The organism is uncultured Halovibrio sp., from assembly GCF_913056445.1.
GTDB classification, from domain to species: Bacteria; Pseudomonadota; Gammaproteobacteria; order Pseudomonadales; family Oleiphilaceae; genus Halospina; species Halospina utahensis_B.
Genome location: NZ_CAJXMA010000044.1, coordinates 1 through 25,155, shown reverse-complemented (window position 1 = coordinate 25,155; position 25,155 = coordinate 1). Strand labels below are relative to the sequence as shown.

22 protein-coding genes are annotated in these 25,155 nt (G+C 64.0%); 17 read left to right on the top strand and 5 right to left on the bottom strand.

The window, feature by feature from the left end:
• Both QZ501_RS09830 and QZ501_RS09825 read right to left on the bottom strand, forming a co-directional pair.
• On the bottom strand, positions 1-698 hold a 698-nt coding region (locus tag QZ501_RS09830), incomplete at its 3' end, for a nucleotide sugar dehydrogenase (protein ID WP_295719118.1).
• Between the two features lie 136 nt (positions 699-834).
• Positions 835-1,158, bottom strand: a complete 324-nt coding sequence (locus QZ501_RS09825) for a MarR family EPS-associated transcriptional regulator (protein ID WP_295719117.1) — start codon at positions 1,156-1,158, stop codon at positions 835-837.
• Positions 1,159-1,429: 271 nt separating this feature from the next.
• Here QZ501_RS09825 and QZ501_RS09820 point away from each other — a divergent pair, with 271 nt between their 5' ends.
• The 3 genes from QZ501_RS09820 to QZ501_RS09810 all read left to right on the top strand — a co-directional run bounded on the left by QZ501_RS09820 (position 1,430) and on the right by QZ501_RS09810 (position 2,407).
• Entirely contained in the window at positions 1,430-1,645 is a 216-nt protein-coding gene (locus QZ501_RS09820; RefSeq protein WP_295719115.1) for a hypothetical protein, read from the top strand.
• 139 nt (positions 1,646-1,784) lie between these two features.
• Positions 1,785-2,015, top strand: a complete 231-nt coding sequence (locus QZ501_RS09815; RefSeq protein ID WP_295719113.1) for a CopG family transcriptional regulator — start codon at positions 1,785-1,787, stop codon at positions 2,013-2,015.
• The gene (locus QZ501_RS09810; protein WP_295719111.1) at positions 2,015-2,407 is read left to right on the top strand and encodes a type II toxin-antitoxin system VapC family toxin; all 393 of its coding nucleotides are present in this window, start codon (positions 2,015-2,017) and stop codon (positions 2,405-2,407) included. Before QZ501_RS09815 ends, QZ501_RS09810 begins: the two co-directional genes overlap by 1 nt.
• Positions 2,408-2,513: 106 nt before the next feature.
• On the opposite strand, the gene QZ501_RS09805 is transcribed toward QZ501_RS09810, so the two are convergent.
• On the bottom strand, positions 2,514-3,314 hold the full coding sequence (locus tag QZ501_RS09805) for a polyphosphate kinase (RefSeq protein ID WP_295719108.1): 801 nt from the start codon (positions 3,312-3,314) through the stop codon (positions 2,514-2,516).
• Positions 3,315-3,538: 224 nt separating this feature from the next.
• Here QZ501_RS09805 and QZ501_RS09800 point away from each other — a divergent pair, with 224 nt between their 5' ends.
• The 14 genes from QZ501_RS09800 to QZ501_RS09735 all read left to right on the top strand — a co-directional run bounded on the left by QZ501_RS09800 (position 3,539) and on the right by QZ501_RS09735 (position 22,288).
• Positions 3,539-4,456 (top strand): Wzz/FepE/Etk N-terminal domain-containing protein, encoded by a 918-nt coding sequence (locus tag QZ501_RS09800; RefSeq protein ID WP_363174769.1) that lies wholly within the window; start codon positions 3,539-3,541, stop codon positions 4,454-4,456.
• 399 nt (positions 4,457-4,855) lie between these two features.
• Positions 4,856-6,052, top strand: coding sequence for a CaiB/BaiF CoA-transferase family protein (locus QZ501_RS09795; protein WP_151441398.1), 1,197 nt, complete (start codon positions 4,856-4,858; stop codon positions 6,050-6,052).
• A complete protein-coding gene (locus tag QZ501_RS09790) occupies positions 6,049-6,993 on the top strand; it encodes a hydroxymethylglutaryl-CoA lyase (RefSeq protein WP_295719104.1) in 945 nt (314 codons plus the stop codon). Before QZ501_RS09795 ends, QZ501_RS09790 begins: the two co-directional genes overlap by 4 nt.
• Positions 6,983-7,975 (top strand): YCF48-related protein, encoded by a 993-nt coding sequence (locus QZ501_RS09785; RefSeq protein WP_295719101.1) that lies wholly within the window; start codon positions 6,983-6,985, stop codon positions 7,973-7,975. The genes QZ501_RS09790 and QZ501_RS09785 overlap by 11 nt, the downstream gene beginning before the upstream one ends.
• On the top strand, positions 7,972-10,365 hold the full coding sequence (locus QZ501_RS09780) for an efflux RND transporter permease subunit (protein ID WP_225741769.1): 2,394 nt from the start codon (positions 7,972-7,974) through the stop codon (positions 10,363-10,365). Before QZ501_RS09785 ends, QZ501_RS09780 begins: the two co-directional genes overlap by 4 nt.
• Before the next feature lie 15 nt (positions 10,366-10,380).
• The gene (locus tag QZ501_RS09775) at positions 10,381-12,060 is read left to right on the top strand and encodes a DUF1302 family protein (protein WP_295719098.1); all 1,680 of its coding nucleotides are present in this window, start codon (positions 10,381-10,383) and stop codon (positions 12,058-12,060) included.
• 11 nt (positions 12,061-12,071) lie between these two features.
• A complete protein-coding gene (locus tag QZ501_RS09770) occupies positions 12,072-13,337 on the top strand; it encodes a DUF1329 domain-containing protein (RefSeq protein WP_295719096.1) in 1,266 nt (421 codons plus the stop codon).
• Between the two features lie 73 nt (positions 13,338-13,410).
• On the top strand, positions 13,411-15,480 hold the full coding sequence (locus tag QZ501_RS09765) for a hydantoinase/oxoprolinase family protein (RefSeq protein WP_151441394.1): 2,070 nt from the start codon (positions 13,411-13,413) through the stop codon (positions 15,478-15,480).
• Between the two features lie 5 nt (positions 15,481-15,485).
• Positions 15,486-17,354, top strand: a complete 1,869-nt coding sequence (locus tag QZ501_RS09760; protein ID WP_295719094.1) for a hydantoinase B/oxoprolinase family protein — start codon at positions 15,486-15,488, stop codon at positions 17,352-17,354.
• A 2-nt stretch (positions 17,355-17,356) separates the two neighbouring features.
• Positions 17,357-17,956, top strand: coding sequence for an isochorismatase family protein (locus tag QZ501_RS09755; protein ID WP_151441392.1), 600 nt, complete (start codon positions 17,357-17,359; stop codon positions 17,954-17,956).
• Positions 17,949-18,359 (top strand): hypothetical protein, encoded by a 411-nt coding sequence (locus QZ501_RS09750; RefSeq protein ID WP_295719092.1) that lies wholly within the window; start codon positions 17,949-17,951, stop codon positions 18,357-18,359. The genes QZ501_RS09755 and QZ501_RS09750 overlap by 8 nt, the downstream gene beginning before the upstream one ends.
• A complete protein-coding gene (gene leuC, locus QZ501_RS09745) occupies positions 18,359-19,771 on the top strand; it encodes a 3-isopropylmalate dehydratase large subunit (protein WP_295719090.1) in 1,413 nt (470 codons plus the stop codon). The genes QZ501_RS09750 and leuC overlap by 1 nt, the downstream gene beginning before the upstream one ends.
• Before the next feature lie 2 nt (positions 19,772-19,773).
• Complete coding sequence (gene leuD / locus QZ501_RS09740) at positions 19,774-20,415, top strand: 3-isopropylmalate dehydratase small subunit (protein ID WP_160897773.1); 642 nt, start codon at positions 19,774-19,776, stop codon at positions 20,413-20,415.
• Positions 20,416-20,425: 10 nt separating this feature from the next.
• A complete protein-coding gene (locus QZ501_RS09735; RefSeq protein ID WP_295719086.1) occupies positions 20,426-22,288 on the top strand; it encodes a sigma 54-interacting transcriptional regulator in 1,863 nt (620 codons plus the stop codon).
• A gap of 6 nt (positions 22,289-22,294) precedes the next feature.
• On the opposite strand, the gene QZ501_RS09730 is transcribed toward QZ501_RS09735, so the two are convergent.
• The gene (locus QZ501_RS09730) at positions 22,295-24,367 is read right to left on the bottom strand and encodes an FAD-dependent oxidoreductase (protein ID WP_295719084.1); all 2,073 of its coding nucleotides are present in this window, start codon (positions 24,365-24,367) and stop codon (positions 22,295-22,297) included.
• Positions 24,364-25,155 (bottom strand): EamA family transporter (locus QZ501_RS09725; protein ID WP_295719082.1); only part of this gene is annotated, 792 nt, incomplete at its 5' end. The genes QZ501_RS09730 and QZ501_RS09725, both read right to left, overlap by 4 nt.

The following is a 25,155-nucleotide window of genomic DNA, read 5'->3' as shown; positions in this document are numbered from 1 at the left end:
TGGGTGTCTATGCCCAGTTTCTGGAAGATCAGCGCCAGTTCGTTGACCAGGGCGATGTTCACATCCCGTTGGGTGTTCTCAATGACCTTGGCCGCCTCTGCCACCTGGATGGAGGCGGCCTTGTGGGTGCCGGCGGTGATGATGCTGGCGTAGAGCTCGTCGATGAATTCGGCGGCCTCTGGCGTGGAGCCGGAGGTGACCTTGGGAATCGTGGGCAGGCGATGCTGCTTGTCGCCGGGGTTGATGCGCTCGGGGCTGTAGCCGGCGGTGAAATCCTGGTTGAAGACCAGCCCGCTTTCGGCCTCCAACAGGGGCACGCAGACCTCTTCGGTGGCGCCAGGGTAGACGGTGGACTCAAACACGACCGTGTCGCCACGTTTCAGCGCCTGCCCCACGGTCTTTGAGGCGGCGCGAAGGGGCGTTAGATCCGGGGTCTTGAAGGCATCAATGGGCGTGGGGACGGTGACGATGAAGACTGTGGCTTCACCCAGGTCGGCTGGCTCGCAGCTGTACTGGATGTTCTCGGCCTCGGCAAGTTCCTCCCAGGTGGCTTCCCGTGTGCGGTCGATGCCGTCTTTGAGCTGATCAACGCGCTCTGGGTCGATGTCGAACCCCAGGGTGGTGTAGTTCTTGGCGAATTCCACGGCCAAGGGGAGGCCAACGTAGCCGAGGCCGATGATGGCGATGGTTGGCTTCAAGTTGTGGGGGTCGAGGTAGTAAATATCCGGTTTATCGCGCGCAGGGCGCGCTCCTACGCTTTGTGGGCACGTTCACTGTAGGAAGCGAGCCTCGCTCGCGATTTTGTTTGATCGCTTGCGAGGCAAGCTCCTACAGCTACTGTTGGGCAACTTCCTGCTTCAACGCCTCGATTTCCTGCTCAATCTGCTGATGCTCCTCCAGCTTCCGCTGCAGAAACCGCCGCGTCACCCGTGCCTTCTCGGTCACCCCGGCCGGGGTGAGCTGGTAGAAGTACGCGCTCTTGTTCTGGCTGTTGCGGAAGTTTTCCGCCTTCACCCATCCCTTCTCCTTGAGGGCCTTCAGGCAATAGTTGAGCTTGCCCAGGCTGTAGCCGAGCTCGGTGGCGAGCTGGCGCTGGGAGAGGTTGGGGTTGTGCTCCAGGGCGCGGAGGAGTTGGTAGCGGTCGGAGTCTGTGAGCATGCGGTATGAGTTGGGCGGCGCCTGGATACGCTACCGCCCCGGGGCGTATCCCCCCCGTTGCCGGATTGGTGCGCTTCCGGTGCGCGTTCAGTGTTTGAACGGCGAATTATAGCAAGGGACGATATGAGAGCAAACGGGGAGAGCGTTACGTTTGTGTAGGAGCGTTTAGGTTTTATTCAGCAGCTGCCGGTAGCGGCTGAGAACCGTTTCATCCTCCGCCGGGTATTCCGGTGCCAGGGTTTGCAGTGTGTCTGCGAGCAGGCTGGCGACAATGGCCCGGGCCTCGGGTTTGTTGTCGGCAGGGATGATATGCCAGGGGCTCGGGGATGTGGGTGGCGGCGATGGCTTCTTCCACGTAGCCCAGCAGTTCCTCCCGGCGCTGGTGTTCGCCGATGGTTTTGAGGCTGGTATCCAGATCTGGCAGGGCCTCGGGATGCTCTGCGCGGCTGGGGTAGTGGTTGAGCTGGGGGTGGTGGGGGCTGAATGACCAGTCCATGGGGCCTCGATCCGGTAGAGGTGTTGGTCTGTTCAGCGTAGCGCAACTCCTGGGCAGAACTGTAGGGGCGAGCCTTGCTCTGATCCAAGTCGAGGCATATAATTGAACATATATGTTGAGGGGGTTGGTCATGGGCCAAGTGACGATTTATCTCGATGATGAGACTGAAAAAAAGATGATTGAAAATGCCAGGGTCATGAAGCTTTCAAAAAGCAAATGGATTGCTGGCGTAATCCAGGAAAAACTGGTGGATCAATGGCCCGATACGGTGCGGGAACTGCCGGGGAGCTGGAGTGACTTCCCCTCACTGGAGGAGCTGCGTGTTGGAGAGAGTGCTGATACAGAGCGGGAAGCGCTTTAATGTGGGTGCTTGATACCAATACGCTGATCTACTTTTTCAAGGGGGAGGGCCGGGTTGCGGAGCGGATGTTGGCGCGGGCGCCCCAGGATATTGGCATCCCCGCTATTGTTCTCTATGAACTGCAGGTTGGCATCGCCAAATCGTCATCGCCGGAGAAACGATCGAAGCAGCTCGCAGAGTTGACCTCAGCGGTGCAGGTCCTGCCTTTTCACCAACGCGAGGCAAAGGCAGCTGCAGAGATCCGCGCCACCCTGGAGAGCGAGGGCCAGCCCATCGGCCCCTGTGACACCCTGATTGCCGGCACGGCGCTGGCCCATGGTTCCATCCTGGTCAGCCGCAATGTCCGTGAATTTGAACGGGTCGACCAATTGCGTTTGGAGGATTGGTTCTGAAGCAGGATTGAACATACTACCCCCATGTAGGAGCGAGCCTTGCTCGCGATTTTTTCAGGTATCGCTTGCAAGGCAAGCTCCTACGGTGGGTTGGGAGAAAACCTGTTCAGGTGTCATCCAGCAGCTGCCGGTAGCGGCTGAGCACCGTCTCATTCCCTTCCGGGTATTCCGGCGCCAGGGTTTTCAGTGTGTCCGCCAGAAGACCGGCGACAATGGCGCGGGCTTCGGGTTTTTTGTCGGCGGGGATGATGTGCCACGGCGCCTCCGATATATGAGTGGCGGCGATGGCTTCTTCCGCATAACCGAGCAGTTCCTCCCGGCGTTGCCAGCCCTCGATGTCTGAGGGGTCGAACTTCCAGCGCTTGTGGGGTTTATCAAGGCGCTTGCGCAGGCGTTTTTCGTGCTCCTGCTCGGAGGTGTGGAGCCAGAACTTGAGTATGCAGGTGCCTTCCCGGGCCAGGTGCTGTTCGAACTGGCGCAGCGAGGTGTAGCGCCCCCGCAGCTCCCCCGGCCCGGCGTGCCACACAGGCCAGGCCCTTTCGGCAATGACGGCCTCATGGTGGCTGCGGTTGAACGCCGAGACCTCCCCGAACGCCGGCAGGAAAGGCGTGACGCGCCAGAGAAAGTCGTGCCGTGTTTCGCTGCCTGTGGGCCGCGAGAAAGACCACGCGTGGAAGCCGGCCGGGTCCATGTAGGTGGCGAGGGTGCGGATCAGGCTGTCCTTGCCGCTGGCGTCCGGGCCGTGGACGACCAGCAGCAGGGCCTTCTCCCGGTTTGCCCAGAGGCGGCGCTGGTATTCGCCGATGGTTTTCAGGCTGGTTTCCAGGTCCGGTAGCGCATCGGGGTTTTCGGCGCGGCTGGGGTAATGGCTGAGCTGGGGGCGGTTGGGGTCAAATGACCAGTCCATGGGGCCTCGATCCGGTGGCGGTTTGGTATGCCCAGCGTAGCCCATTTCCCGGCCAGACCTGTAGGAGCGAGCCTTGCTCGCGATTCTTGGGGTATCGCTTACGAGGCAAGCTCCTACGCAACCACGATTCCCACACAGGTCGTAAATGCACTACCCGTTGATCCTGTCTATAATGCATGCCTCTGACGATCCATTCCGTATCATACTGGTAGAGGGACGCCGCCATTACTGATCAACAAGCCCCCCAAGCGCACGACGACGAAATTGACCTGGTGGATCTGGCGCGGGCACTGATCCGGCGCCGGTGGGTGATCATCGGGACCTTCCTGGTGTGCACACTGGGCGCTGCCTTCTATGCCTTCGCCCAGGAACGGGTCTACGCGTTCACTACCAGTATCGAGCTGGGTGAGTTCGGGCCCCAAGAGTACGTGGCCAGTGCCTCCGGCACCAAGAACACCATCGAGGAGCGCATCCTGCTCAGCGCCAAACGGGCCTATCTGAAAGAGCGGGACCTCGAATCCATGCCTTTTGATGTGTCCGTCTCCACGGCGGAGGAAAGCAGCTTTGTAAACCTGGTGACGGAGGCGCCTCTGGATGAACAGGAGACGGTGGCTGAGTTCCATGATCGGATTTACAAGCGCCTGCGTGATGAGCACCAGTCCCGCCTGAGCATTCTTGAGGAAGAAAGCGACGCCAAGCTCAAGAACCTGCGTGAGTCACTTAAGGCGGAGCAGCGCCGGATGAAGGTGCTGGAAGGGTTGAGCGTGAACTCGACGGAGCAGGCCGGCAACGGCGATACACAGGCGCAGGCCCTGGCCGGAGAGGACGTGCGCGCGACCCTGGCCAGCTCGGACGCGGCGCTGACCCTGCTGCTCAGCCAGCTCCAGCTCAATGAACGGATCTCCGAGCGCGAGGAGCGCATCAATGAGATCCAGAGCAACCTGCGCGAGGAACAGACCCGCCGCTCCTGGATCAAGCCCACCCGCGCGGAGGACCTTGCCATTGCCTCCCTTAACCCCGTGGGCACCAGCCGCGCCCTGATCCTCGTTCTTGGCGCACTGCTGGGCGGTATGCTGGGTGTGTTCATGGCGTTCTTCGTGGAATTCGCCGCCCGCGTCCGCGAGGCGGAAACCTCCTCGTAGGAGCGGGTCCCGCTTGCGATAACTACTGCTATCGAGGGTGTGTGACGGCCGCCCGGCCGTTCGCCGCCCTCGAGCACCCCTTACCCTCTCTGTAATACCCAGAACAATCGCGAGCAGTCCACGTCCCCGCAGTGGCATGCGGATTGGTATTTCCTGAGTCTGCACTGGTGAAAGGGTCCCCCTTTCACGATGAAATACCCTCCTGAAACACCCCGGCTTTTACGTATTGCATCCCTTTCACTCACGTCCTTCCAGAACAACGCTTTAACAGCGTCTTTGTTGTTTCCGAACGCTCTGGCACAGCGCCTGCAATAGGTCAGGCAGAGCTGAACCAGAGACTGAACGTGCAGGAGGTGGAGCCTCCTGCGTTCCCGGAAAACAACAAGGCGCTGACCAGCCATGACCAAACCACTCGAAGATGTGCGGATCATTGATCTGACGCACATGCTCTCCGGACCCTACGCCGGCATGCTGCTGGCGGACCTCGGAGCGGAGTCGATCAAGGTTGAGCCGCTCAAGGGGGAGGGCACCCGCTCGCTGCTTGCCGGTAACCCCAAGTTCTCCCATGGGGGGCAGGGGGCGTACTTCATCACCCTCAACCGCAACAAGAAAAGCGTGTGCATCGACCTCAAGAGCGAGGATGGCCTGGCCATCTTCTATGACCTGGTGCGCGATGCGGACGTGGTGCTCGACAACTTCTCCGCCGGCGTCCCCACCAAGCTGAAGATCGACCACGAGCACCTTTCCGAGATCAACCCGCAGATCATCACCTGCTCGGTCACCGGCTTCGGCGAGGACGGGCCCAACTACCAGCGCCCGGCCTTCGACCAGGTGGTGCAGGGCATTGGCGGTGGCATGTCGATCACCGGCCATGACGCCGAGCACCCGGCACGCGCGGGCATCCCCATCGGAGACCTGGGCGGCGGCATGTTCGCGGTCATGGGCATCCTCTCGGCCCTGCACTCGCGCACCACCCATGGCTACGGCCAGCACGTGGACATCTCCATGCTTGACTGCCAGGTCAGCATGCTCAACTACATGGCCACCATGTATTTCCTTTCCGGCGAGAACCCCTCGCCCATCGGCAACAGCCACTTCGTGCACGTGCCCTACGACGCCTTCCGCACCAGCGATGGGTTCGTGATCATCGCGGTGATCTTCGACAGCTTCTGGGACAACCTGGTGGAGCTGCTCGACATTGACGAACTGCGCGACCCGGAATACCGCACCCAGCCCGGGCGCTTCGCGGACAAGCACCGCATCAACGGCATCCTCACCGAGCTGCTGCGCACCGAGTCCACCGCGCACTGGGTGGAGCTGCTCTCCGGCGCCCGCATTCCCTGTGCCCCGGTCAACCGCCTGTCCGATGCGTTGAACGACCCGCAGGTGCTGTTCCGCAACATGGTGGTGGACATTCCCCAGCCGGATGGCGGCACCGTCCGCGCGCCCGGCAACCCCATCAAGCTCTCCATTGACGAGCCCGATTCCTACACACCGCCGCCGCTGCTGGGCCAGCACACCAGTGAGGTGCTGGAGAAGCTGGGCTACAGCGCGGACCGGATCCGTTCACTTCTGGATAAGGGGATCGTTGGATGATGGCAACCGCCGTAAACGATTCAGTCGTCATCAATGAGGTCGGCCCCCGGGACGGCCTCCAGAGCCAGGGCAAGACGCTGACACCAAGGGAACGCCTGGAGCTGATCCAGCGTCTTGTTAATACAGGGCTGCGTCACGTTGAGGCGGGCAGTTTCGTCTCGCCGAAGGCCGTGCCGCAGATGGCCGGCACGGATGAGGTCTTCCAGGGTCTGCCTTCAAAGGATCAGGTTCGCTACGCCGCCCTGGTTCCCAACATGAAGGGCTATGAGCTGGCCGTGGCGGCCGGTGCGCGCGTGGTGAACGTGGTGCTCTCGGTCACCGAGACCATGAACTACGAGAACATCCGCCGCACCGTGGATGACTCCGCAGCCGACTTTGAGCGGATCCTCGAGCGTGCCAGTGCCGAGGGTGTTGCCGGCCAGGCGTATCTGGCCGTGGCGTTTGAGTGCCCCTTCGAGGGCCCGGTAAACCCGGAGGTGGTCCGCCACTACGCCGAGCGCATGAGTGCGGCCGGCGCGGGGAAAATCATCATTGCGGACACCATCGGTGCCGCCAACCCGACCGGGGTTAAGGCGGTACTTGAGGCGGTCAGCAGGGTGATCCCCCTCAGCCGGGTTGCCTGCCATTTCCACGACACCCGGGGCCTGGCCCTGGCCAATGTGCTGGCCTCGCTCAACGCGGGCGTGCGCGAGTTCGATGCCTCCATCGGGGGGCTCGGTGGCTGCCCGTTCTCACCGGGCGCGACCGGCAATGTGGCCACCGAAGATGTCGCCCTGCTTCTGGGGTCCATGGGGTACGGCACGGGTATTGACCCGCAGGCCCTGGTGCCGGTGGTGCGCGCCGTGCAGTCGCTGACCGGCACTGAGCTCGGCGGCAAGAGTTTCCGCTGGCTGTCACAGCAGTACGACAAACAGCAGGGAGGCGGTAGCAATGGTCGGTAAAGTGCTTGGATTTGCAGCCCAGCTGGCCCCGTGGGCCGTTGTGGCCAGCCTCGGTTACGCCGCGGCCTTCATCCACCCGACGGTGGAGCCGCTGCCCCTGCCCCAGCCGCTGAAAGAACCACGGGACATCTTCTACGACGTGGCCAGCGCCAATGGCGAACGCTTCTGGTTCGTGGGCAACGCCGGCACCGTGCTGGAGGGCACCCGCGAGCCGCAGGGCTGGGAGCGCCACACCATGCCCGAGGCCATCAACCTCCAGGGCGTGGCCGTGACCCCTGAGGGCACCGTGGTGGCCGTGGGGAACGAGGGCGCTGTCTTCATCCGCCGGGCGGGTGAGTCGGCATGGACCTCCCAGCGTCTGCCGGTGTCCGAACGCGCCGGGAAGATGGTGGACGCGGCCTGGCTCAAGGGTGAGCTCTGGGTCGTGGGCGAGATGGGCGCGATCTTCCGCAGCGACGATGGCGGCCGCAACTGGCAGTCACTGGGCCTGGACGAGGACATCGGGCTCAACGACATCAATGCCGCGCCTGACGGCACCCTCTGGATCACGGCCGAGTTCGGGGAGCTGATCCACTCGCAGGACAACGGCCAGAGCTGGCAGACCCGGACCTTCGGTTCCGAAAGCCTGCGCTCGGTCGACTTCACCCAGAACGGCGCCGGCGTGGTGGTGGGCAACAACGGCACCATGCTGTACCGCGCCGGCCCGGACAGTGACTGGCGCGAGCTTGACCCCGTGACCTCCGAGCACCTGTACGACGTGGGCTTTGACGGCGAGCGCTGGCTGGCCGTCGGTAACTCAGGAGCCCTGGTCACCTCCACCGACGGGCAGCAGTGGCAGAGCCGCGAGCCCGAAAACTTTGGCAGCGGCTACCACACCCGCCTCCAGACCACTGAACGCGGCACCGTGATCGCCGGCCAGACCATTGGCCTGCTGCGGGCCTCCGACTGGAACACCTGGCCGGTAGCAGAGGAGAACCAATGATGTCGCTCAGCCGTTTCGCTCAGGCCCTGTCTGAATTCTGTATTCGCCACCGCAAGCCGGTGACCGCCCTGATCGTGGTGTCCACGATCGCCATGGCGGCACTGCTGACGCGCCTGGAGGTCTACACCGAGTTCAGTGACATGGTGCCCCAGGGCCACCCTTACGTGGACGTGCACCAGGAGTACAAGGAGACCTTCGGGGGCTCCAACAAGGTGTCGATCATGGTGGCGGCCGAGGAGGGCACCATCTTCCAGCGCCCGATCCTGAAGGAGGTGCAGCGCATCACCCAGGAGCTGGCCAAGGTCAGTGGTGTGAATCCCTTCCAGATTACCTCCCTGGCCTCGCGCAAGCTCAAGTCCGTGAATGCTTCCTCCCGGGGCATCGAGAGCGTGCCGCTGATGTGGCCGGATGTGCCCGAGACCCGCGAGGGCGTGGACAAGCTTCAGAGCGCGGTGCTCAACAACCCGCTGGTCTACGGCATCTACGTGGCCCAGGACCAGGGATCGACGCTGATCCAGGTGGACTTCTACGACAACCTGGTGGACTACACCAAGATCTTCCCGCAGATCCAGTCGATCCTGGATGCCTCGCCGGTCGAGGACCAGGTCGAGCACCACATTGTGGGCCAGCCGGTGCTGTACGGCTGGGTGAACCATTACCTGGGCGAGACCGTGAACATCGCGCTGGCCTCGCTGGGGGCGATGCTGCTGGCGCTGTTCCTGCTGAACCGGACCTGGCGCGGGACGCTGCTGCCGTTGCTCAGTGGTGTGGTCTCGACCATCTGGGCGCTGGGCATCGGGGTGCTGCTGGGCTTCAACTTTGATCCGCTGGTCATCGTGGTGGCGTTCATCATCACCGCGCGCTGCTTCAGCCATGCGGTGCAGCTGATCACCCGGTTTGATGACCTGTGCGACGGCGAGGGCGTTCAGCCGAAAAAGGCCGCCGAGCAGACCATGAAGGAGCTCTTCCGGCCCGGGCTTCTGGGGCTGGTCTCGGACGCCGGCGCCATCCTGTGCGTGGTGCTCACGCCCATCCCGCTGCTGCAGAAGGTCTCCATCATCGGCGCCATCTGGGTCATGACCATCGGCTTCTCCGCCGTGATCCTGACCCCGGTACTGCTGAGCTGGGTCAAGGCGCCGCTGCGCAACGCTCACCCGCTGAACCTGCGCTTTCTGCTGACCGCGGTGCTGAGCGTGGCGGTGAAGGTGGTCGAGACCCGCGCCCGCTACGTGGTGCTGCCGGTGACCGCCATCGCGGTGGGCCTGCTGGTGTTCAAGGCCACGGACCTGACCGTGGGCGATGCCACCCCCGGCTCGCCGATCCTGTGGGAGGACTCGTCCTTCAACCGGGACAGTGCGCTGATCAATGAGCAGTACCCGGGCACCGAGCAGATGTTCATCGTGCTCTCCGGCGGCGACGACGTGCTCAAACGCCCGGACGTGCTCGACTGGATGCAGCGCTTCCAGCGCCGCATGGAGCGCATGCCACAGGTCGGGGGCAGTCTCTCGCTGGCGGACATCGTGGTGGACGTGCGGCGCAACCTCTATGAGGGCAACCCGCGTTACCGCGAGCTGGGCAACAGCCAGATGGAGAACGGCGAGCTGATCAGCTTCTACATGCAGGGTGCGGCGCCGGACGATCTGGCCCAGTACGCCAACCCCATGTTCAGCGACGGCTCGGTGATCCTGTTCCTGCAGGACCGCAAGGGCGAGACCCTGCGTCAGGCGACCTACCAGATCAAGCGCTTCATCAATAACAACCCGCTGGATGGCGTGGACGTGCGCATGGCGGGTGGCTCGCTGGGGATCATCGCGGCGGTCAACGAGGTGCTTCTGAGGGACCAGGTCGAGGCGATCGCGCTGGCGCTGCTGGTGGTGATCCTGTCCTGCCTGGTGGTGTATCGCTCTTCGGCCAGCGGCATCTTCTTCATGGTGCCGGTGCTGATCTCGAACGTGGTGACCTTCGCGTTCATGGCCTGGCAGGGCATTGGCATGAGCATCAGCACGCTGCCGGTGGTCGCCCTGGGCATCGGGCTGGGCGTGGATTACGCCTTCTACATCGTGGACTCGGTCAAGGAATACCTTGAGAAAGAGCCCGATGGCGATGCCGTGGAAGCCATCCGCCAGTCCCTCTATTCCGCTGGGCGCGGGGTGCTGCTGACGTCAGTGACCCTCGCCGCCGGCGTGCTTCTCTGGTCCTTTTCCTCTCTCCGCTTCCAGGCGGAGATGGGCATGCTTATCGGGTTGTGGTTGCTCGTTTCAGCGTTCACCTCGCTGTTCGTCATGCCCTCCCTGGTAAGGGTTCTGCGCCCGAAGTTCATCTTCGGCCAGGCCCCGCAGACTACCCCGGCTGATCAGACAGCCGGAAAACCTGCTCCTTCCACGTACTGACTACGGGTGAACGACATGAGCACATACAACAAACGCGGCCTGGTCCGCAAAAACGTCCCGAGGCGTCTGCTGCTGGCAGGGGCAATTGCTGCGGCATCAGCCGGGGTCACCACGCCGGTGTATGCCGAGGAACCGAACTGGCTGCTCAAGGACTGGGAAATCAGTGGCTATCTGCGCCAGTACGTTGGCATGAACCTGGAGAACCCGACGCTGATCGGCCCCGGCCCGGCGATCTTCGATGGCACGCAGGAGGACGATTACAAGTACGACCTCTCGATGCTGCGCTCCGTGGGCAAGCTGAACCTGTTCCGGGACTTCGGCGACGGCACCCGCTTCAAGTTCAGTGGCCGGATCTCGCGCGAGGTGAACACCGAGTACATGCGCGACATGCAGCGGGTGGCTGATGAGTGGGCGCGCACGGGCCCCGAGAACGAGGCATTCCGGGATCTCAAACGCGATGTCTACAACGACGAGGAAGTGCGCGCGGCCTGGCTCCAGATGGACCTGACGGATTCGACGAACCTGAAGCTGGGCCGGCAACAGGTGGTCTGGGGCGAGACGGACTTCTTCCAGCTGATGGACGTGGTCCACGGCTATGACTTCCGCTGGCGGTCCTTCCTGGAGCCGGAGAACGAGGAGCTGCGTAAGCCGCTCAACATCGTGAACCTGCGCCAGCGTATCGCCGACGGCGACCTGCAGGCGATCTACATTCCCGGCAAGCTCAACGACAAGGAAGACTTTGGTAACAGCTACGACGTTGAGGGTGGGCGCTGGGCCAATCAGCCCAACCGCGGGGTCCAGTTCCAGTCCGCGCCTTTCGGGGCCGGCGTGCGTTACAACTATGAGCACCCGGAGGCGGATGTGGAGGACGGCGCCTACGGCCTGCGCTGGAGCAGTACCCTGGGCAACTGGGGCTACTCGCTGGCCTGGTTCCATGGGCCCAACCCCAATCCGGTGGCCAACCCCAATCCGGCACTCAACAACACCGCGCCCCAGTTGAGCACGGGAGCCTATGAAGGCATCTATGAAGGGCCTGCCGGCAGGGCCGGTGAGTTCATCTTCCCGACCATTGATGTGTTCGGGGTAACGGCGAACAACTACTTCCCGGCACTGGATGTGGTGTTCAGCACCGAGCTGGCCTACATCCCGGAGGCACCGTACAACTTCGGTGTGGAAAGTAACGGTGCCGCGCCGCCCGGCGAGGCCTGCGGGTTTTTCCCCGGCTTCTGTGGTATTAAGGAGAAGAACCTCTTCCGGTCGATGTTCCGTATCGACAAGCAGCTGGATCTTACCGACCTGATCGGTACCAGCCGCCCGTCGTTCGCCAGTATCCAGATCTTCAACAACTGGATCACGGATTACGAAGGCAACGATCAGCTGGTCAATACCGCCGGTTTTGGCGGCAAGACTGAGGAGTTCAGTTCCATCCTGACCGCCGTGCTGTCGGCCAACTACGCCAACGACACGGTGAACCCGTCACTGGCCGCGGTCTCCGACCTGACCTATGGCGGTGGCGTGATCATACCGGCAGTTGAACTGGTACAGGGGGACCACATCCGTATTCGTCTCGAGGGGAACTTCTTCTTCCATGAGACCGACCAGGACCGCCCGCTGGAGGGTTTCAACGACACCAACCTGTTCGGGTACTTCTCAGGCAATGACCAGCTCATGGCCCGCCTGACCTACCAATTCTGAGGAGAACAACAATGACCATCCAACCCACAATCCGAAAGATGACTCTGGCGCTGGCCCTGGCGGCCGGCTCCAGCGGGGCCCTGGCGGCGGCACTGTCACCGGGCGATGAGCTCAACGCCGGCAACCTGAAGCAGCACCTCCAGGACACTTTCGAGGGCAACACCATTGAATCGCTGCTGACCGACGTGCAGGAGCGCCTGATTCTGGAAGAGGGCCTGACCATGACCCTCAAGGCCTCGGAGCCGGTCAAGCTGGGCGAGGATTACATGGCGGCCACGGAGAAGTACTCGGACCAGGCCACCTTCAACCCGGAAACGCGCCTGATGGAAGGCTGGGTGGCGGGCATGCCGTTCCCCGACGTGACGGCGGATACCCCGAACGCGGCGGAGAAGCTGGTCTGGAACCACCACGTGGCCCAGCCCACCAAGAACTTCCAGGACTACCCGAAGTTCGCCTACCTGTTCGTGGATGACGAGGACGGGCTGGAGCGCCGCCAGGAGTGGGTGTTCAAGCGCTTCTACACCAAGGGGCGCCTGGGCGAGGAACAGACCGAGGTGGGCGATGAGGATGTGCTGTTCAAGCAGCTGCTGTACGCCACCTACCCGAACGACATCCGCGGCCTTGGCCTGTTCACCATTCGTTACGACGGTCCGCAGCTGGATGACAGCTGGGCCTACCTGACAACGGTCCGGCGGACCCGGCGCCTTTCCGGCGGGACCTGGATGGACCCGATCGGCGGTACCGACCAGCTCAATGACGACATTGAGATCTTCAACGCCCACCCGACCTGGTACCCGGAGTACAAGCTGCTGGGTAAGCGCACCATCCTGGCGGTGGCCCACAGCCAGACGCGTTCCTGGAACCTGGACGCAAGCGGGCCCCAGGAGTTCCCGATCGTGGATCTCGACGATGCCCCGCACTGGAACCCGCAGGATGAGTGGGAACCGCGTGATGTCTGGGTGATCGAGGCCACCGCGCCGCCGGAGCACCCCTACAGCAAGAAGGTCATGTACATGGACACCGAGTTCCCGCGCTTCTACATGGCGGACGTCTATGACCGTAAGGGCGAGTTCTGGAAGTGGATGAACTACAACCTCAAGACCGTGGATACCGAGGACGGGGATCGCGGGATCGTGTCGGCCGCCGGCTTCACCATCGACTACCAGCGCCGCCACGCGACCATCTTCATCCTGCATCCGGATGTGCGGCTGAACACGCCCGGAGTGGGTCCTGAGGACATCACCCTGCGTGAACTCGAACGGGCGGCTGAGCGCTGATGCCTCGCCTTTCAACAGGAAAGGAGCGGGCGGCTGACGCCCGCTACCACCAAGTGTTTGCGGGAGAGGAATTATGAGCTTCAGATTGGGTGTGGATGTCGGGGGTACGTTCACGGACCTGCTCCTGATCAACGATGCCACCGGCGAGGCATTCACCTGCAAGGTGCCCTCGACGCCGAGCGACTCCTCCCAGGGGGTGCTCAACGGCATTGAGCAGATCTGCCGCACGTCCGGGGTCAAGCCGCAGGACATCACGTCGGTGATGCACGGCACCACGGTGGCCACCAACGCCATCCTGACGCAGAAGGGCGCCCGGGTGGGGCTGGTGACGACCCAGGGCTACCGCCAGGTCCTGCACATTGCCCGTTCCTACGTGCCGGGCGGCATCGGCGGCTGGGTGATCTTCAACAAGCAGCCCCTGCTGGCCTCGCTGGAGGACACGGTGGAGGCTCATGAGCGCATTGGCGCCAAAGGGGATGTGGTGACGCCGCTGGATGACAACGACATCCGGGGCAAGCTCCAGGCACTCAAGGAAGCGGGCGTGGAGGCGGTGACGGTCTGTCTCATCAACGCCTACGCCAACGGCGAGCACGAGCGCCGCATCGGTGAGATCGCCGCCGAGGTGATGCCGGACATTCCGGTGTCGCTGTCCTCGCGGGTGGTACCGGAAATGCAGGAGTACGAGCGCACCGAGACCACGGTGGTGAACAGCTTCGTTCACCCGGAGGTGTCGAGTTACCTCAGTCACCTGGAAAAGGAAATCGCCCACCGGCTGGCCGATGATGTGCACCTGTCGATCCTGCGCTCCGACGGTGGTCTGGCGGCCAGCGAGGCGGCGGCCGCGACACCGGTCAACCTGTTGCTCTCCGGCCCTGCCGGCGGTGTGGCCGGGGCGATCTGGTTCTGTTCGCGGGGTGGCTTTGACCGGGTGCTGACCTTCGATGTGGGGGGAACGTCCACGGACGTGGCCCTGATCGAGAACAGCAGCGCCCGGCTGCGCCGCGAAACCCAGGTGGGGGACGTGGCGGTACGCGCGCCCTCGGTGGACGTGCGTACGGTCGGGGCCGGAGGCGGCTCCATCGCCTTTGTGCCGGAGCTGACCAAGGCCCTGCGCGTGGGCCCGGACAGCGCCGGTGCCACACCGGGCCCGGCGGCCTACGGCCAGGGCGGTGAAGCCCCGACGGTGACCGACGCCGACGTGGTGCTGGGTTACCTGCCCGCCGACCAGAAACTGGGCGGCAACATGGCCCTGCGCAAGGATCTGGCGGAAAAGGCGGTCCAGACCGTGGCGGACGCCATGGATCTGTCGATCAAGGACGCGGCCGAGGGCATCGTGCGTATTGCCAACGAGCACATGTTCGGCGCCCTGCGCCTGATCTCCGTGGAGCAGGGCTATGACCCGCGGGACTTCGCGCTCTGTGGTTTCGGTGGCGCCGGCCCGCTGCATGCCAACGCCCTGGGCATCCTGATGGATGCCTGGCCGGTGATCATCCCGCCCTCGCCAGGGGTGCTGTGCGCCTACGGGGATGCCACCACCCGGGTCAAGGACGAGGCGTCGCGCTCACTGGTCAGGGGCTTCTCAGGCCTGACGAAGGAGGACGTGGTTGCAACCCTGGACCAGCTGACCCAGCAGGTGAATGACTCGCTTGCGGACCAGGACATCCCCCGAGACCAGCAGGTGGTGACCTGGGAGGCGGACGTGCGCTACCAGGGCCAGGCCCTGCTGCTGACCCAGGTGGTCGAGCCCGAGACCCTGCGCAGCGAGGGACTGGACGTGCTCCGGCGCGCCTTCGATGCCGAGCACCTGCAGCTGTTCAGCTTCTCGCTGGATGAGGAGCACGAGCTGGTGAACCTGCGCGCCACCGCCAGGGCGCCGCGCCCGAACATCCGCGAGCGCCAGTGGGCGGTCAGCGAGACCAGTTCGGATGTCGCCATCGTGGGTGAGAGCCCGATCTATTACGAGGGCCGGGACTACAACGCCACGCTGTACGACCGCGACCACCTGAGTCCGGGCCATGTGGTGGAAGGGCCGGCCATTGTCATGGAGATGGACTCCACCACCGTCATCCTGCCCGGTTACCACGCCACCGTGGACAGGGTCGGGAACCTTCTGATCGAGCCTGCCAGTCCGGGCAAGGAGTAACTGCGATGCCAGCCACACTGAACGAAACCAACAATACTCCGCTGAAGCGGGTCGATGTGGACCTGGTCACCCTCGATATCATCGAGAATGCCATGTCCAACGCCCGCAAGGAGATGGACGCGGTGCTGATGCGCACGGCCATGTCTCCGGGCATCCGCGAGCAGGGCGACGCCTTCCCGATGATCGCCAACCACGAGGGCAAGATGGTGGTGGGCCAGTTCGGCTCCTTCATCTCCGGGTTCGTCAATTCCTATAACGGCGACATCAACGAGGGCGACGTCTTCCTCACCAATGACCCCTATGCCTGTGACGGCGCGGTCAGCCACCTGCCGGACTGGCTGATCCTGGTGCCGGTGTTCAAGGACGGGCGGCTGATCAACTGGGCGGCGATGTTCGGGCATATGTCCGATGTCGGCGGCAAGGTGCCGGGCAGCCTGCCCACCGATGCCACCTCCATCTTCGAGGAAGGCATCCGGATCCCGCCGATGAAGATCTACCGCGGCGGCGTGCTCAACGAGGACGCGCTGGACATCATCCTGCACAACGTGCGGGTGCCCAGCTGGGACCAGTCGGATTTCAATGCCATTGTGGCGGCCTGCCGCACGGCGGCGCGGCGCTGCATCGAGCTGGCGGAACGCTTCGGTGACGACATCTTCACCAGCGCGCTGGGCGAGATGCTGGAGCGCAACTACGTGGCCATGCGCGAGATCATCCGCAACGTGGTGCCCGAGAGCAAACGCTCCTTCGAGGATTACATCTGCGATGACGGCGCGGGTCTCGGGCCCTACACCATGCGCTGCACCCTGTGGCGCGAGGGCGACAAGGCCATCTTCGACTTCGAGGGGACCGACCCGCAGGCGCCGTCATCCGTGAACTTCTACCTCAACGAGGAGATGTTCAAGATGTTCTTCGGGGCCTTCACCATCAACCTGTTCGATCCCTCGATCCTGTTCAACGACGGCTTCTACGACCTGGTGGAGGTGCGCATCCCCCAGGGCTCCATCCTCAAGCCCAACTTCCCGGCGGCGCTGTCGTGCCGGACCCACCTGCTGGGGCGGCTGTTCGATGTGATGAGTGGGCTGCTGGGCCAGGGCTCGCCGGATGCCATGAATGCGGCCGGGTTCTCGGACTCGCCGCACTTCATGTACTCGGGCTACGACGATAACGAGGAATGGTTCCAGCTGTTCCAGATCGGCTTCGGGGGTATTCCCGGGCGCCCACTCGGTGATGGGCCCGACGGTCACTCGCTGTGGCCGGGCTTCACCAACGTGCCCAACGAGTTCGTGGAGGCGTACTTCCCGATCCGGATCGAGACCTACGAGACCATCACCGACTCCGGTGGGGCCGGCAAGCACCGTGGCGGTAACGGCATCCGCGTGGGCTACCGCTTACTGGCCAACGGCGAGGTCTCGATCCACGACGACCGCTGGCTCACCTATCCCTGGGGCGTGAATGGCGGTGACCCGGGCATGCGCAGCCGCAAGACGCTGCTGCGGGCGGACGGTTCCGAGCAGATCCTGCCCTCCAAGTGCGACCACGTGAAGGTCCGCAAGGATGACCTCCTGCTGTTCGACACCTGGGGCGGCGGTGGCTGGGGCAACCCGCTCGAGCGCGACCCCGAGGCCGTTGCGACTGACGTGAAGCGTGGACTGGTGAGCGTGGACGGGGCGCGGCGCTACGGCGTGGTGCTGGACGCCAATGGCCGGATCGATGCCGCCGCGACGGAAAGCCTGCGCGGCGAGATGGCGCCCGGCCGGGATACCACGGAGCTGTTCAACCGGGGCGGCACCATTGCCGAGATCAAGGCGCGCTGCCTTGAGGAGACGGGGCTGCCGGCACCGGAAACCCCGACCTGGGACAAGCAGGGAGCCTGACCATGAGCCTGACTTCCCGATCCCTTGCAAGGGCAGAGCGTTACGCGCTGGTACTGGTGGACATGAGCGTGGGGTTCACCGACCCCGTGCAAAGCGCCCTGGGCACTGAATCGGCCGCCGTGGTGGCGGCCAACCAGCAGTTGCTGGCGTACTTCCGCGAGCAGGGGCTGCCGGTGTTCTACACCACGGTGGCCTACAGCGAGCCCGACCAGGCCCGGATCTTCCGGGAGAAACTGCCGTCGCTGGAAGTGCTGGCGCTGGGTTCCGGCATGGAGGTGATCGACCCCAGGGTCGCGCCCCGTGACAACGAACCCGTGATCATCAAGCACTGGCCCAGTGGCTTCTTCGGCACCGACCTGAACGAGTTCCTGAAACAGGCCGGTGTGGATGGCGTTGTGGTGACGGGCATGACCACCAGCGGCTGTGTCCGGGCCACCGCCCTGGACAGCCTGCAGAACGAGTACCGCACGATCGTGGTGCGCGATGCCGTGGGCGACCGTGATGCCCAGGCCCATGACGCCAACCTCAAGGACCTGGAGACCAAGTATGTGGACGTGCTTTCCCTGCAACAGACACTGGCGCTGCTGGCCGGTGATGATTAGCCGGGCGGTGGTGCCCGTGGCGCTGCTGGCGCTGGCGGGCTGCAGCGCGCTTCCGGGCCTCGGTGAGGATCCGCTGAAGGCGGAGCTGGAGGCCAGGCTGGCGAGTGAACCGGCGGCCTGTGCCGACTATCGCGCGGCCTACGTGGCGGGGTTCGAGACCCACGTCCAGGGGCTCAGTGTCGATCAGCAGGCGCTGACGCAGCAGGGGCTGGAACGGTTGGAGAGCAGCCGCGCCATCCTGGCGGCCAATGACCTGGCGCGCACGGACTGCACACGCCCCCACTGCATCATCGAGCCGTTGGATGCGGGCAAGCTGGACAGCTGGTGCGGCTACCGCCTCGACCGCAGTGACGGGCCCGAGGTGTTCCAGTGGTTTGAGTGGTCGAAGGTGGAGAATGAGTGATGATGGCAAGAACCCTGTACGACAAGCTCTGGGACAACCACCGGGTCGATGATCTGCCCGATGGCAGTTCGCTGATCTACATTGACCGCCAGCTCCTGCATGAGGTCACCTCGCCCCAGGCCTTTTCCGGGCTGCGCATGCAGCACCGGCCGGTGTGGCGCACCAGTGCCAGCATCGCCGTGCCGGATCACGCGGTCCCCACCCGTGACCGGGAGGCCGGCGTAACGGGCATTGCGGACCTTGTGGCCCGCCGTCAGGTCCAGCGCCTCACCGATAACTGCGATGAGTTTGGTATTGAACTGTTCCCGCTGTCGGACTCACGCCAGGGGATCGTGCACGTGATCGGCCCGGAGCAGGGCCTGACCCTGCCGGGCATGACCATTGTCTGTGGCGACTCGCATACCGCCACCCACGGCGCCTTCGCGACCCTGGCCATGGGCATCGGCACCAGCGACGTGGAACACGTGCTCGCGACCCAGACCCTGAAAATGCGGCGCCAGAAGAACATGCGCGTGGTCTTCGATGGCCGGCTCTCGCCCTGGGTCACGCCCAAGGACCTGGTCATGGCCATGATCGGGCGCATCGGCACCGCCGGTGGCACCGGTTACGCCATTGAGTACGCCGGCTCGGCCATCCGCTCGCTGAGCATGGAAGGGCGCATGACCATCTGCAACATGAGCATCGAGGCCGGCGCGCGGGCGGGCATGGTGGCCTATGACAGGGTCACCGAGGATTACGTGCGTGGGCGCCATTACGCGCCGAAAGGCGATATGTTCCAGCGCGCGATCGGTGTCTGGCGGGACCTGGTCTCTGACGAAGGGGCGCATTTCGACCGCGAGGAGCACTTCGATGCCGGGGCACTCTCACCCCAGGTCTCGTGGGGCACCTCCCCGGAGATGGTTTGTGGTATAAGTGAATCCATACCCCGGCTGGAAGAGGTCGCCGACCCGGGGTTGCGCGAGGCCTACCGGCGGGCGCTGGATTACATGGCGCTGGAACCAGGGCAGCCGCTGGCGGGCATAGAGCTGGATAAGGTGTTCATCGGCTCCTGCACCAATGCGCGCATTGAGGATCTGAGAGCCGTTGCGGCGGTGGTTGAGGGCCGGCGGGTGCACGAGCGGATCCGCCAGGCCCTGATCGTGCCGGGCTCGGGCCAGGTCCGCGAGCAGGCTGAGCGTGAGGGGCTCGACCGCATCTTTCTGGATGCCGGCTTTGAATGGCGGGCGGCCGGGTGCTCGATGTGTCTGGGGATGAACGACGATCGCCTGTCCGAAGGCGAACGCTGTGCCTCGACCTCGAACCGCAACTTCGAGGGGCGCCAGGGTAAGGGAGGACGTACCCATCTCATGAGCCCGGTGATGGCCGCTGCCGCTGCAGTAACCGGGGCCATCACCGACGTACGGGAGTTGTGACCATGCAGCCTTTCAGTACCCATACCGGGATCGTGATCCCGTTTGACCGGCGCAATGTGGACACCGATGCCATCGTGCCCAAGCAGTACCTGAAGATGCTGGAGAAGACCGGCTTCGGGGCCTTCCTGTTCGATGACGAACGCTACCTGGACCCCGGTGATGTGGAAACGCCGATCACCGAGCGCCGCCCGAATCCGGACTTCATTCTCAACCAGGCGCCGTACGACAAAGGCAGCATCCTGCTGGCACGGGATAATTTCGGGTGCGGCTCCAGCCGTGAGCACGCGGTCTGGGCGCTGGCGGATTTCGGCATCCGGGTGGTGATTGCGCCGAGCTTCGGCGAGATCTTCTACAACAACTGCATCAACAACGGCCTGCTGCCGGTGATCCTGAAGCAGGCCAGTGTGGAGGAACTGTTCGCCTGCTGCCGCGAGCACGCTGGCTTTGAGCTGACGGTGGATCTGGAAAACCAGACGCTGGTGAACCCGGCGCAGGGAGAGTGGCCCTTCCGGATGGAAGACGGTCACCGCAAGGCGCTGTTGCAGGGGCTGGATGAGATCGGGCTGACGCTGGAACGGGCGGAGGCCATCCGGGCGTTCGAGGCCAACCGTCGCGCCCGCGAACCCTGGTTGTTCACTGAGTGAGGGGCAGGCCGTGGAGTTCAACAATGCGGAGTCACGACGGGTCCAGATCTGCCTGATCGGCAATTCCAAGCTCAACCAGATGGTGCACTCGCTGATCCCGGAATACCGGGGCGTGGCGGACATCACCATCATCGACAGCATCTTCCACGATGCCCTGGGCGCGGCCCGGCGAATGGTGGAGTCCGATGCCGTGGATATCTTCATCAGCGCCGGCGCCAACGCCCACTACCTCAAGGATACCCTGCCCAAGCCGGTGGTGGTGCTGGAGGTGCGCCAGTCGGATATGATCAATGCCGTTCTGAGGGCGTCTGGGATCAGCAACCGGATCCTGCTGCTGACCTACAAGCACCAGCCCACCTGGACGGAGTTCCTGTCCTACTTCAATGGCCTGGAAGTGGTGCACAAGACCTACGGCACCGCCGAAGAGGCCCGGGATCTGTTCCTCAGCACCGACCTCAGTGAGTTCGGTGTGGTCATCGGTTCCAGCTATGTGTGCGATCTGGCGGAAAAGGCCGGACTGCCGGGAACCCTGCTGTATTCCAAGGCCTCATGCCGGGCCATGATCGAGCAGGCGGTTGATACGGCGGCCCGGAACAAGGTCGAGCGCGAACGCGATGCCTTCATCGATTTCCTGCTCTGGCAGTCGACCAAGGCGCTGGTGGTCACGGATGTGATGGACCGGGCGGTGGCGTTCAATGAGCGGGCGTTTGAGCTGATGCCGAAGCTCAAGCGGGGGCGGGGCGTGAAGCGCTTCCTGGACCCCCGGTTTGAAAACCACACGGAAATGGTGGCCGAGGGCATGGTGCTCAACGACCGGCTGTGCCGGGTAACCAAGCGCCTGTTCGAGGTGGACGGCAATCACGTGGGCCACCTGTACTCGATTGTGGCCTCGCCCGTAAGGCGCGAGGACGACAGCGATGACGCCTCACGCTCGCTCGTGTTCCAGTCGCCGCAGATGACCGAGGCCAGCCACTTCCTGTCCATCTACGGGGCCACCCCGGGGCCGGTGCTGCTGCGCGGCGAGACCGGCACCGGCAAGGAACTGGCGGCGCGCCAGATCCATGAGGTCAGCCTCAACAGCAAGGGGCCGTTCGTGGCCATCAACTGCGCGGCCATTCCCAGCGAGCTGTTCGAGGCGGAGCTGTTCGGCTATTCCGACGGTGCGTTCACCCATGCCCGCAGCGGCGGCAAGTCCGGTCTGCTGGAGTCGGCCAACAACGGCACCTTCTTCATGGACGAGATCAATTCGCTGCCGCTGCCCCAGCAGGCCAAGCTGCTGCGCGTGTTGCAGGAGCGCGAAATCAAGCCGGTGGGCTCGCGCACGACGGTGGCGCTCAACATCAAGTTCGTGGCCGCCTGCAACCATGACCTCTACGAGGAGGTGCAGGCCGGGCGTTTCCGGGAGGATCTCTACTACCGGCTGAATGTGTTCAACGTACGCCTGCCGGCATTGCGCGAGCGGATTGAGGACATCCAGCCGTTGAGCCACCACTTCCTGAAGAAGCTTGATGAGCAGTATCAGGTGGATGTGGACATTGAGGCGCTGGCCACGCTGTTGCAGCCGTACTTCGTGCGCTTCAACTGGCCCGGGAACGTGCGCCAGCTGGAGAACATGCTGGAGCGGTTGCTGGTGTCGGTCACGCTGTACGAGTCGCTGGCGGATTTTGAGAAGGCATTGCCGAGGCTGGTGCCGGAACTGTTCCCGGAGGACTGCGTGGAGCCTGAAGGGGTGGCCGTGGAAGGGCGCCTGCGCCAGGTGGAGCGCGAGGAGATCCTGAAGGTGCTCGGTCAGTTCGGGGGCAATAAGACCCGGACCGCCGAGTACCTGGGGATCAGTCAGACGACGCTGTGGCGCCGTCTGAAGGAGCTGTGAGGCCCGTTAAAGGGCCTGCATCTGCTCCGGGTTGAACTGCTCCAGCGAGCCCGGCTCGATGTAACGCTTCCAGTTGTCGAAGATTTCCCGACCCGCGAGAAAGCCCTCGAAAATGGCATGGTCCGTCATCCGGGGCGTGACGCAGTCGCCCACCCGGTGGACGTTGGGCAGCTGGGCTTTCAGTTCGAAGTACAGGTCTTCCAGCGGCAGGTGCCGTACTGCCATCACCACCGAATCAATGCCTTCCAGCGTTTCGGTCTCGCCCGTGTAGAGGTTGAAGATGTCCACGCTGTTGTCGTGAATGGCGCCGACCCAGCTGTTGAGGGTGTGCGTCATGCCCGCCTTGAACAGGTTGGCGTACACCACCGGCTGGTCCAGGGTGGTGGCCAGCTTGTGGAACAGGGCGTTCCAGCGCGTGACCACATGCACCTGGTGGCCGCGTTCGGTCAGAAGCTCGGCGATGCCGGCGGAGTAGCGTGTGCCATGCTCATCCACGATCAGCACCCGCTTGCCGATGCTGTCGGGCTTGCCCAGAACCTCGTCCACGGTGATCACGTGGTTGCTGTCCGCGCCCGGGACCTGGGCGACAAGGGGGTTGATGTCGCTGTAGCCGCTGCGATCCGGAGTGGAGCCGGTGGCCACGATGATGCCGTCCGGGTTCAGGCCCTTCACGGAATCCAGGGTGGCGGTGTGGCCGGTCCTGATGTCGACCCCCAGTGTCGCGATCTGGGCCTTGAGGTCCTTCACGATCCACTGGAAGGAGTCCCGCCGGGGGAGCTGGACGATCTGGTTCACCTGGCCACCCAGCTGGTTTTCGCGCTCGAGCAGGGTGACCTTGTGGTTGCGGCTCGCTAGGCCTTCGGCGGCCTTCATGCCGGCGGGCCCACCGCCGATCACTACCCAGTGCTGGGCACGGCCGGCCATCTGGATGGTCTCCGGGCCGAACACCGCTTCGCGCCCGGTGGCCGGGTTGACCTGGCAGGTCATGGAGGTGCCATGGAACAGGCGCGCCACACAGCCCTGGTTGCAACGGATGCAGTGGTAGATCTCGTCCTCGCGGCCGGCCTCGGTCTTGTTCGCGAACGCCGGGTCGGCGATCTGGGCGCGCGTCATGGCCACCATGTCGGCACCGCCATCTTCCAGGATCTGCTCCGCTTCGGTGGCATTGCTGATGCCGGAAACGGCGAACACCGGCAGTGACAGGGCCTTTTTCAGGCGGGTGATGGGTGGCACCAGCCAGGAGTCCGGTACATCGTAGGGCGGCATGATGTAGGAGGCGGACTGATAGATCCCGGCGGTGGTCATGACGTAGTCGATCAGGCCCTCGGCCTCGATGATCCGTGCGATCTCGATCCAGTCATCGGCCTGGAGCCCGCCCGGGACCATCTCATCCACCGGCAGGCGGATGCCCACGATGATGTCATTGCCCACGCGCTCGCGCACCGCCCGGATAACCTCCAGCGGGAAGCGCATGCGGTTGGCCAGTTCACCGCCGTATTCGTCGGTGCGCTTGTTGAAGGCCGGCGACAGGAACTGGTGCAGCAGATAGCTGTGGGCCAGGTGCACCTCGATGCCGTCGAAACCGGCTTCCCTGGTGTACTCGGCGGAGCGGCACCAGCCTTCCACCACCTCGTCCATGTCGCTGCGCTCCATGGCCTTGGCCATCTCGCCGAACACCGGCGACTTGATGTTCGAGGAGGACCACAGCACACGGTAGTCATCCATGGCGTGCGTCTCGCCCATGACACCGAAGTGGTTGAGCTGGGCGAAGATGTGCGAGCCGTGGCGGTGAACGGCGTCGGTCAGTTCGCGGTCCCGCTCCACCATCTCGTGGCGGTAGCCGTAGGGGTAACCGCGGGTGAAGGTGTTGGAGGTGGGGTGGATCAGCCGGTTGCCGGTGATCATCAGCCCGATGCCACCCTTGGCGCGGGCCACGTGGTAGTGGATGTCGCGGTCGGTGGTGATGCCGTCGCGCGTGTTGAACGCCATGGCATGGGCGGACTGCATGATCCGGTTGCGCAGTGTGACGTTGCGGATCGTCAGTGGCTTGAACAGGTTGGGGTATTGGGCGTGGGTCATTCCGATGGCTCCTTGATGGGATTGTTATTGCTCTGGGATGTGGGCCTTTCGGAAGGCCCGGAACGGCGCTGGGCGCCGGGTTGGTAATGACTGATCAGGATGCCCGCGAATACGGCGATGGCACCGGCGATCTGCGCCACGGTCAGGGCCTGGTCGAGCACCAGGTAACCCAGCAGCATGGCGGAGATGGGACTGAAGAACAGGAAGGCGGTGATCAGCACCGGCTCGAGGTGGCGCAGTGCGCGATACCACAGGAAGTAGGGCAGCAGCGTGCCGATCACTGCCAGGTAGAAGTAACCGCCCAGGTGGCCGGTCTCCAGCTGCTGGAAGGGCAGCTCGAAGGCCAGGGCAAAGGGCAGCAGGAAAAGCCCGCCGAGCAGCAGCTGCCAGCCCGTGAACGCGAGCGTGGGGATGGCCAGCTGCCAGCGTTTGACCAGCAGGATGCCCAGGGCCATGGAGAACGCCGCTACCAGGGCGGCGGCGATGCCGACCGTGTCCCAGGCGAGGCGGCTGGGCGCGATCAGGATCATCGCAACGCCCCCCAGGCCAATGAACACGCCCACGGCGACGTGCCGTGGTGTCCGGGTTCCGAAGAGAAGCCAGCCCATGACCATGATCAGCAACGGCTGTGAGGCCACCAGCAGTGCGGCCAGCCCGCCCGGTAAGCGGTAGGCGGCAACAAACAGTGGCCAGTGCAGCAGCGACATGCACAACAGGCTGACCACCGCCAGCTTACCCCACTGGCTGCGGTCCGGGCGGTAGCGGGTCATCAATGTGATGACCAGCCC

What these genes read in the sequence shown, in the direction of transcription:
- QZ501_RS09825 (WP_295719117.1), bottom strand. Translation starts at nt 1,158, where the DNA reads ATGCTCACAGACTCCGACCGCTACCAACTCCTCCGCGCCCTGGAGCAC.
- QZ501_RS09820 (WP_295719115.1), top strand. Translation starts at nt 1,430, where the DNA reads ATGGCCCGGGCCTCGGGTTTGTTGTCGGCAGGGATGATATGCCAGGGG.
- QZ501_RS09815 (WP_295719113.1), top strand. Translation starts at nt 1,785, where the DNA reads ATGGGCCAAGTGACGATTTATCTCGATGATGAGACTGAAAAAAAGATG.
- QZ501_RS09810 (WP_295719111.1), top strand. Translation starts at nt 2,015, where the DNA reads ATGTGGGTGCTTGATACCAATACGCTGATCTACTTTTTCAAGGGGGAG.
- QZ501_RS09805 (WP_295719108.1), bottom strand. Translation starts at nt 3,314, where the DNA reads ATGGACTGGTCATTTGACCCCAACCGCCCCCAGCTCAGCCATTACCCC.
- QZ501_RS09795 (WP_151441398.1), top strand. Translation starts at nt 4,856, where the DNA reads ATGACCAAACCACTCGAAGATGTGCGGATCATTGATCTGACGCACATG.
- QZ501_RS09790 (WP_295719104.1), top strand. Translation starts at nt 6,049, where the DNA reads ATGATGGCAACCGCCGTAAACGATTCAGTCGTCATCAATGAGGTCGGC.
- QZ501_RS09785 (WP_295719101.1), top strand. Translation starts at nt 6,983, where the DNA reads ATGGTCGGTAAAGTGCTTGGATTTGCAGCCCAGCTGGCCCCGTGGGCC.
- QZ501_RS09780 (WP_225741769.1), top strand. Translation starts at nt 7,972, where the DNA reads ATGATGTCGCTCAGCCGTTTCGCTCAGGCCCTGTCTGAATTCTGTATT.
- QZ501_RS09775 (WP_295719098.1), top strand. Translation starts at nt 10,381, where the DNA reads ATGAGCACATACAACAAACGCGGCCTGGTCCGCAAAAACGTCCCGAGG.
- QZ501_RS09770 (WP_295719096.1), top strand. Translation starts at nt 12,072, where the DNA reads ATGACCATCCAACCCACAATCCGAAAGATGACTCTGGCGCTGGCCCTG.
- QZ501_RS09765 (WP_151441394.1), top strand. Translation starts at nt 13,411, where the DNA reads ATGAGCTTCAGATTGGGTGTGGATGTCGGGGGTACGTTCACGGACCTG.
- QZ501_RS09760 (WP_295719094.1), top strand. Translation starts at nt 15,486, where the DNA reads ATGCCAGCCACACTGAACGAAACCAACAATACTCCGCTGAAGCGGGTC.
- QZ501_RS09755 (WP_151441392.1), top strand. Translation starts at nt 17,357, where the DNA reads ATGAGCCTGACTTCCCGATCCCTTGCAAGGGCAGAGCGTTACGCGCTG.
- QZ501_RS09750 (WP_295719092.1), top strand. Translation starts at nt 17,949, where the DNA reads ATGATTAGCCGGGCGGTGGTGCCCGTGGCGCTGCTGGCGCTGGCGGGC.
- leuC (WP_295719090.1), top strand. Translation starts at nt 18,359, where the DNA reads ATGATGGCAAGAACCCTGTACGACAAGCTCTGGGACAACCACCGGGTC.
- leuD (WP_160897773.1), top strand. Translation starts at nt 19,774, where the DNA reads ATGCAGCCTTTCAGTACCCATACCGGGATCGTGATCCCGTTTGACCGG.
- QZ501_RS09730 (WP_295719084.1), bottom strand. Translation starts at nt 24,367, where the DNA reads ATGACCCACGCCCAATACCCCAACCTGTTCAAGCCACTGACGATCCGC.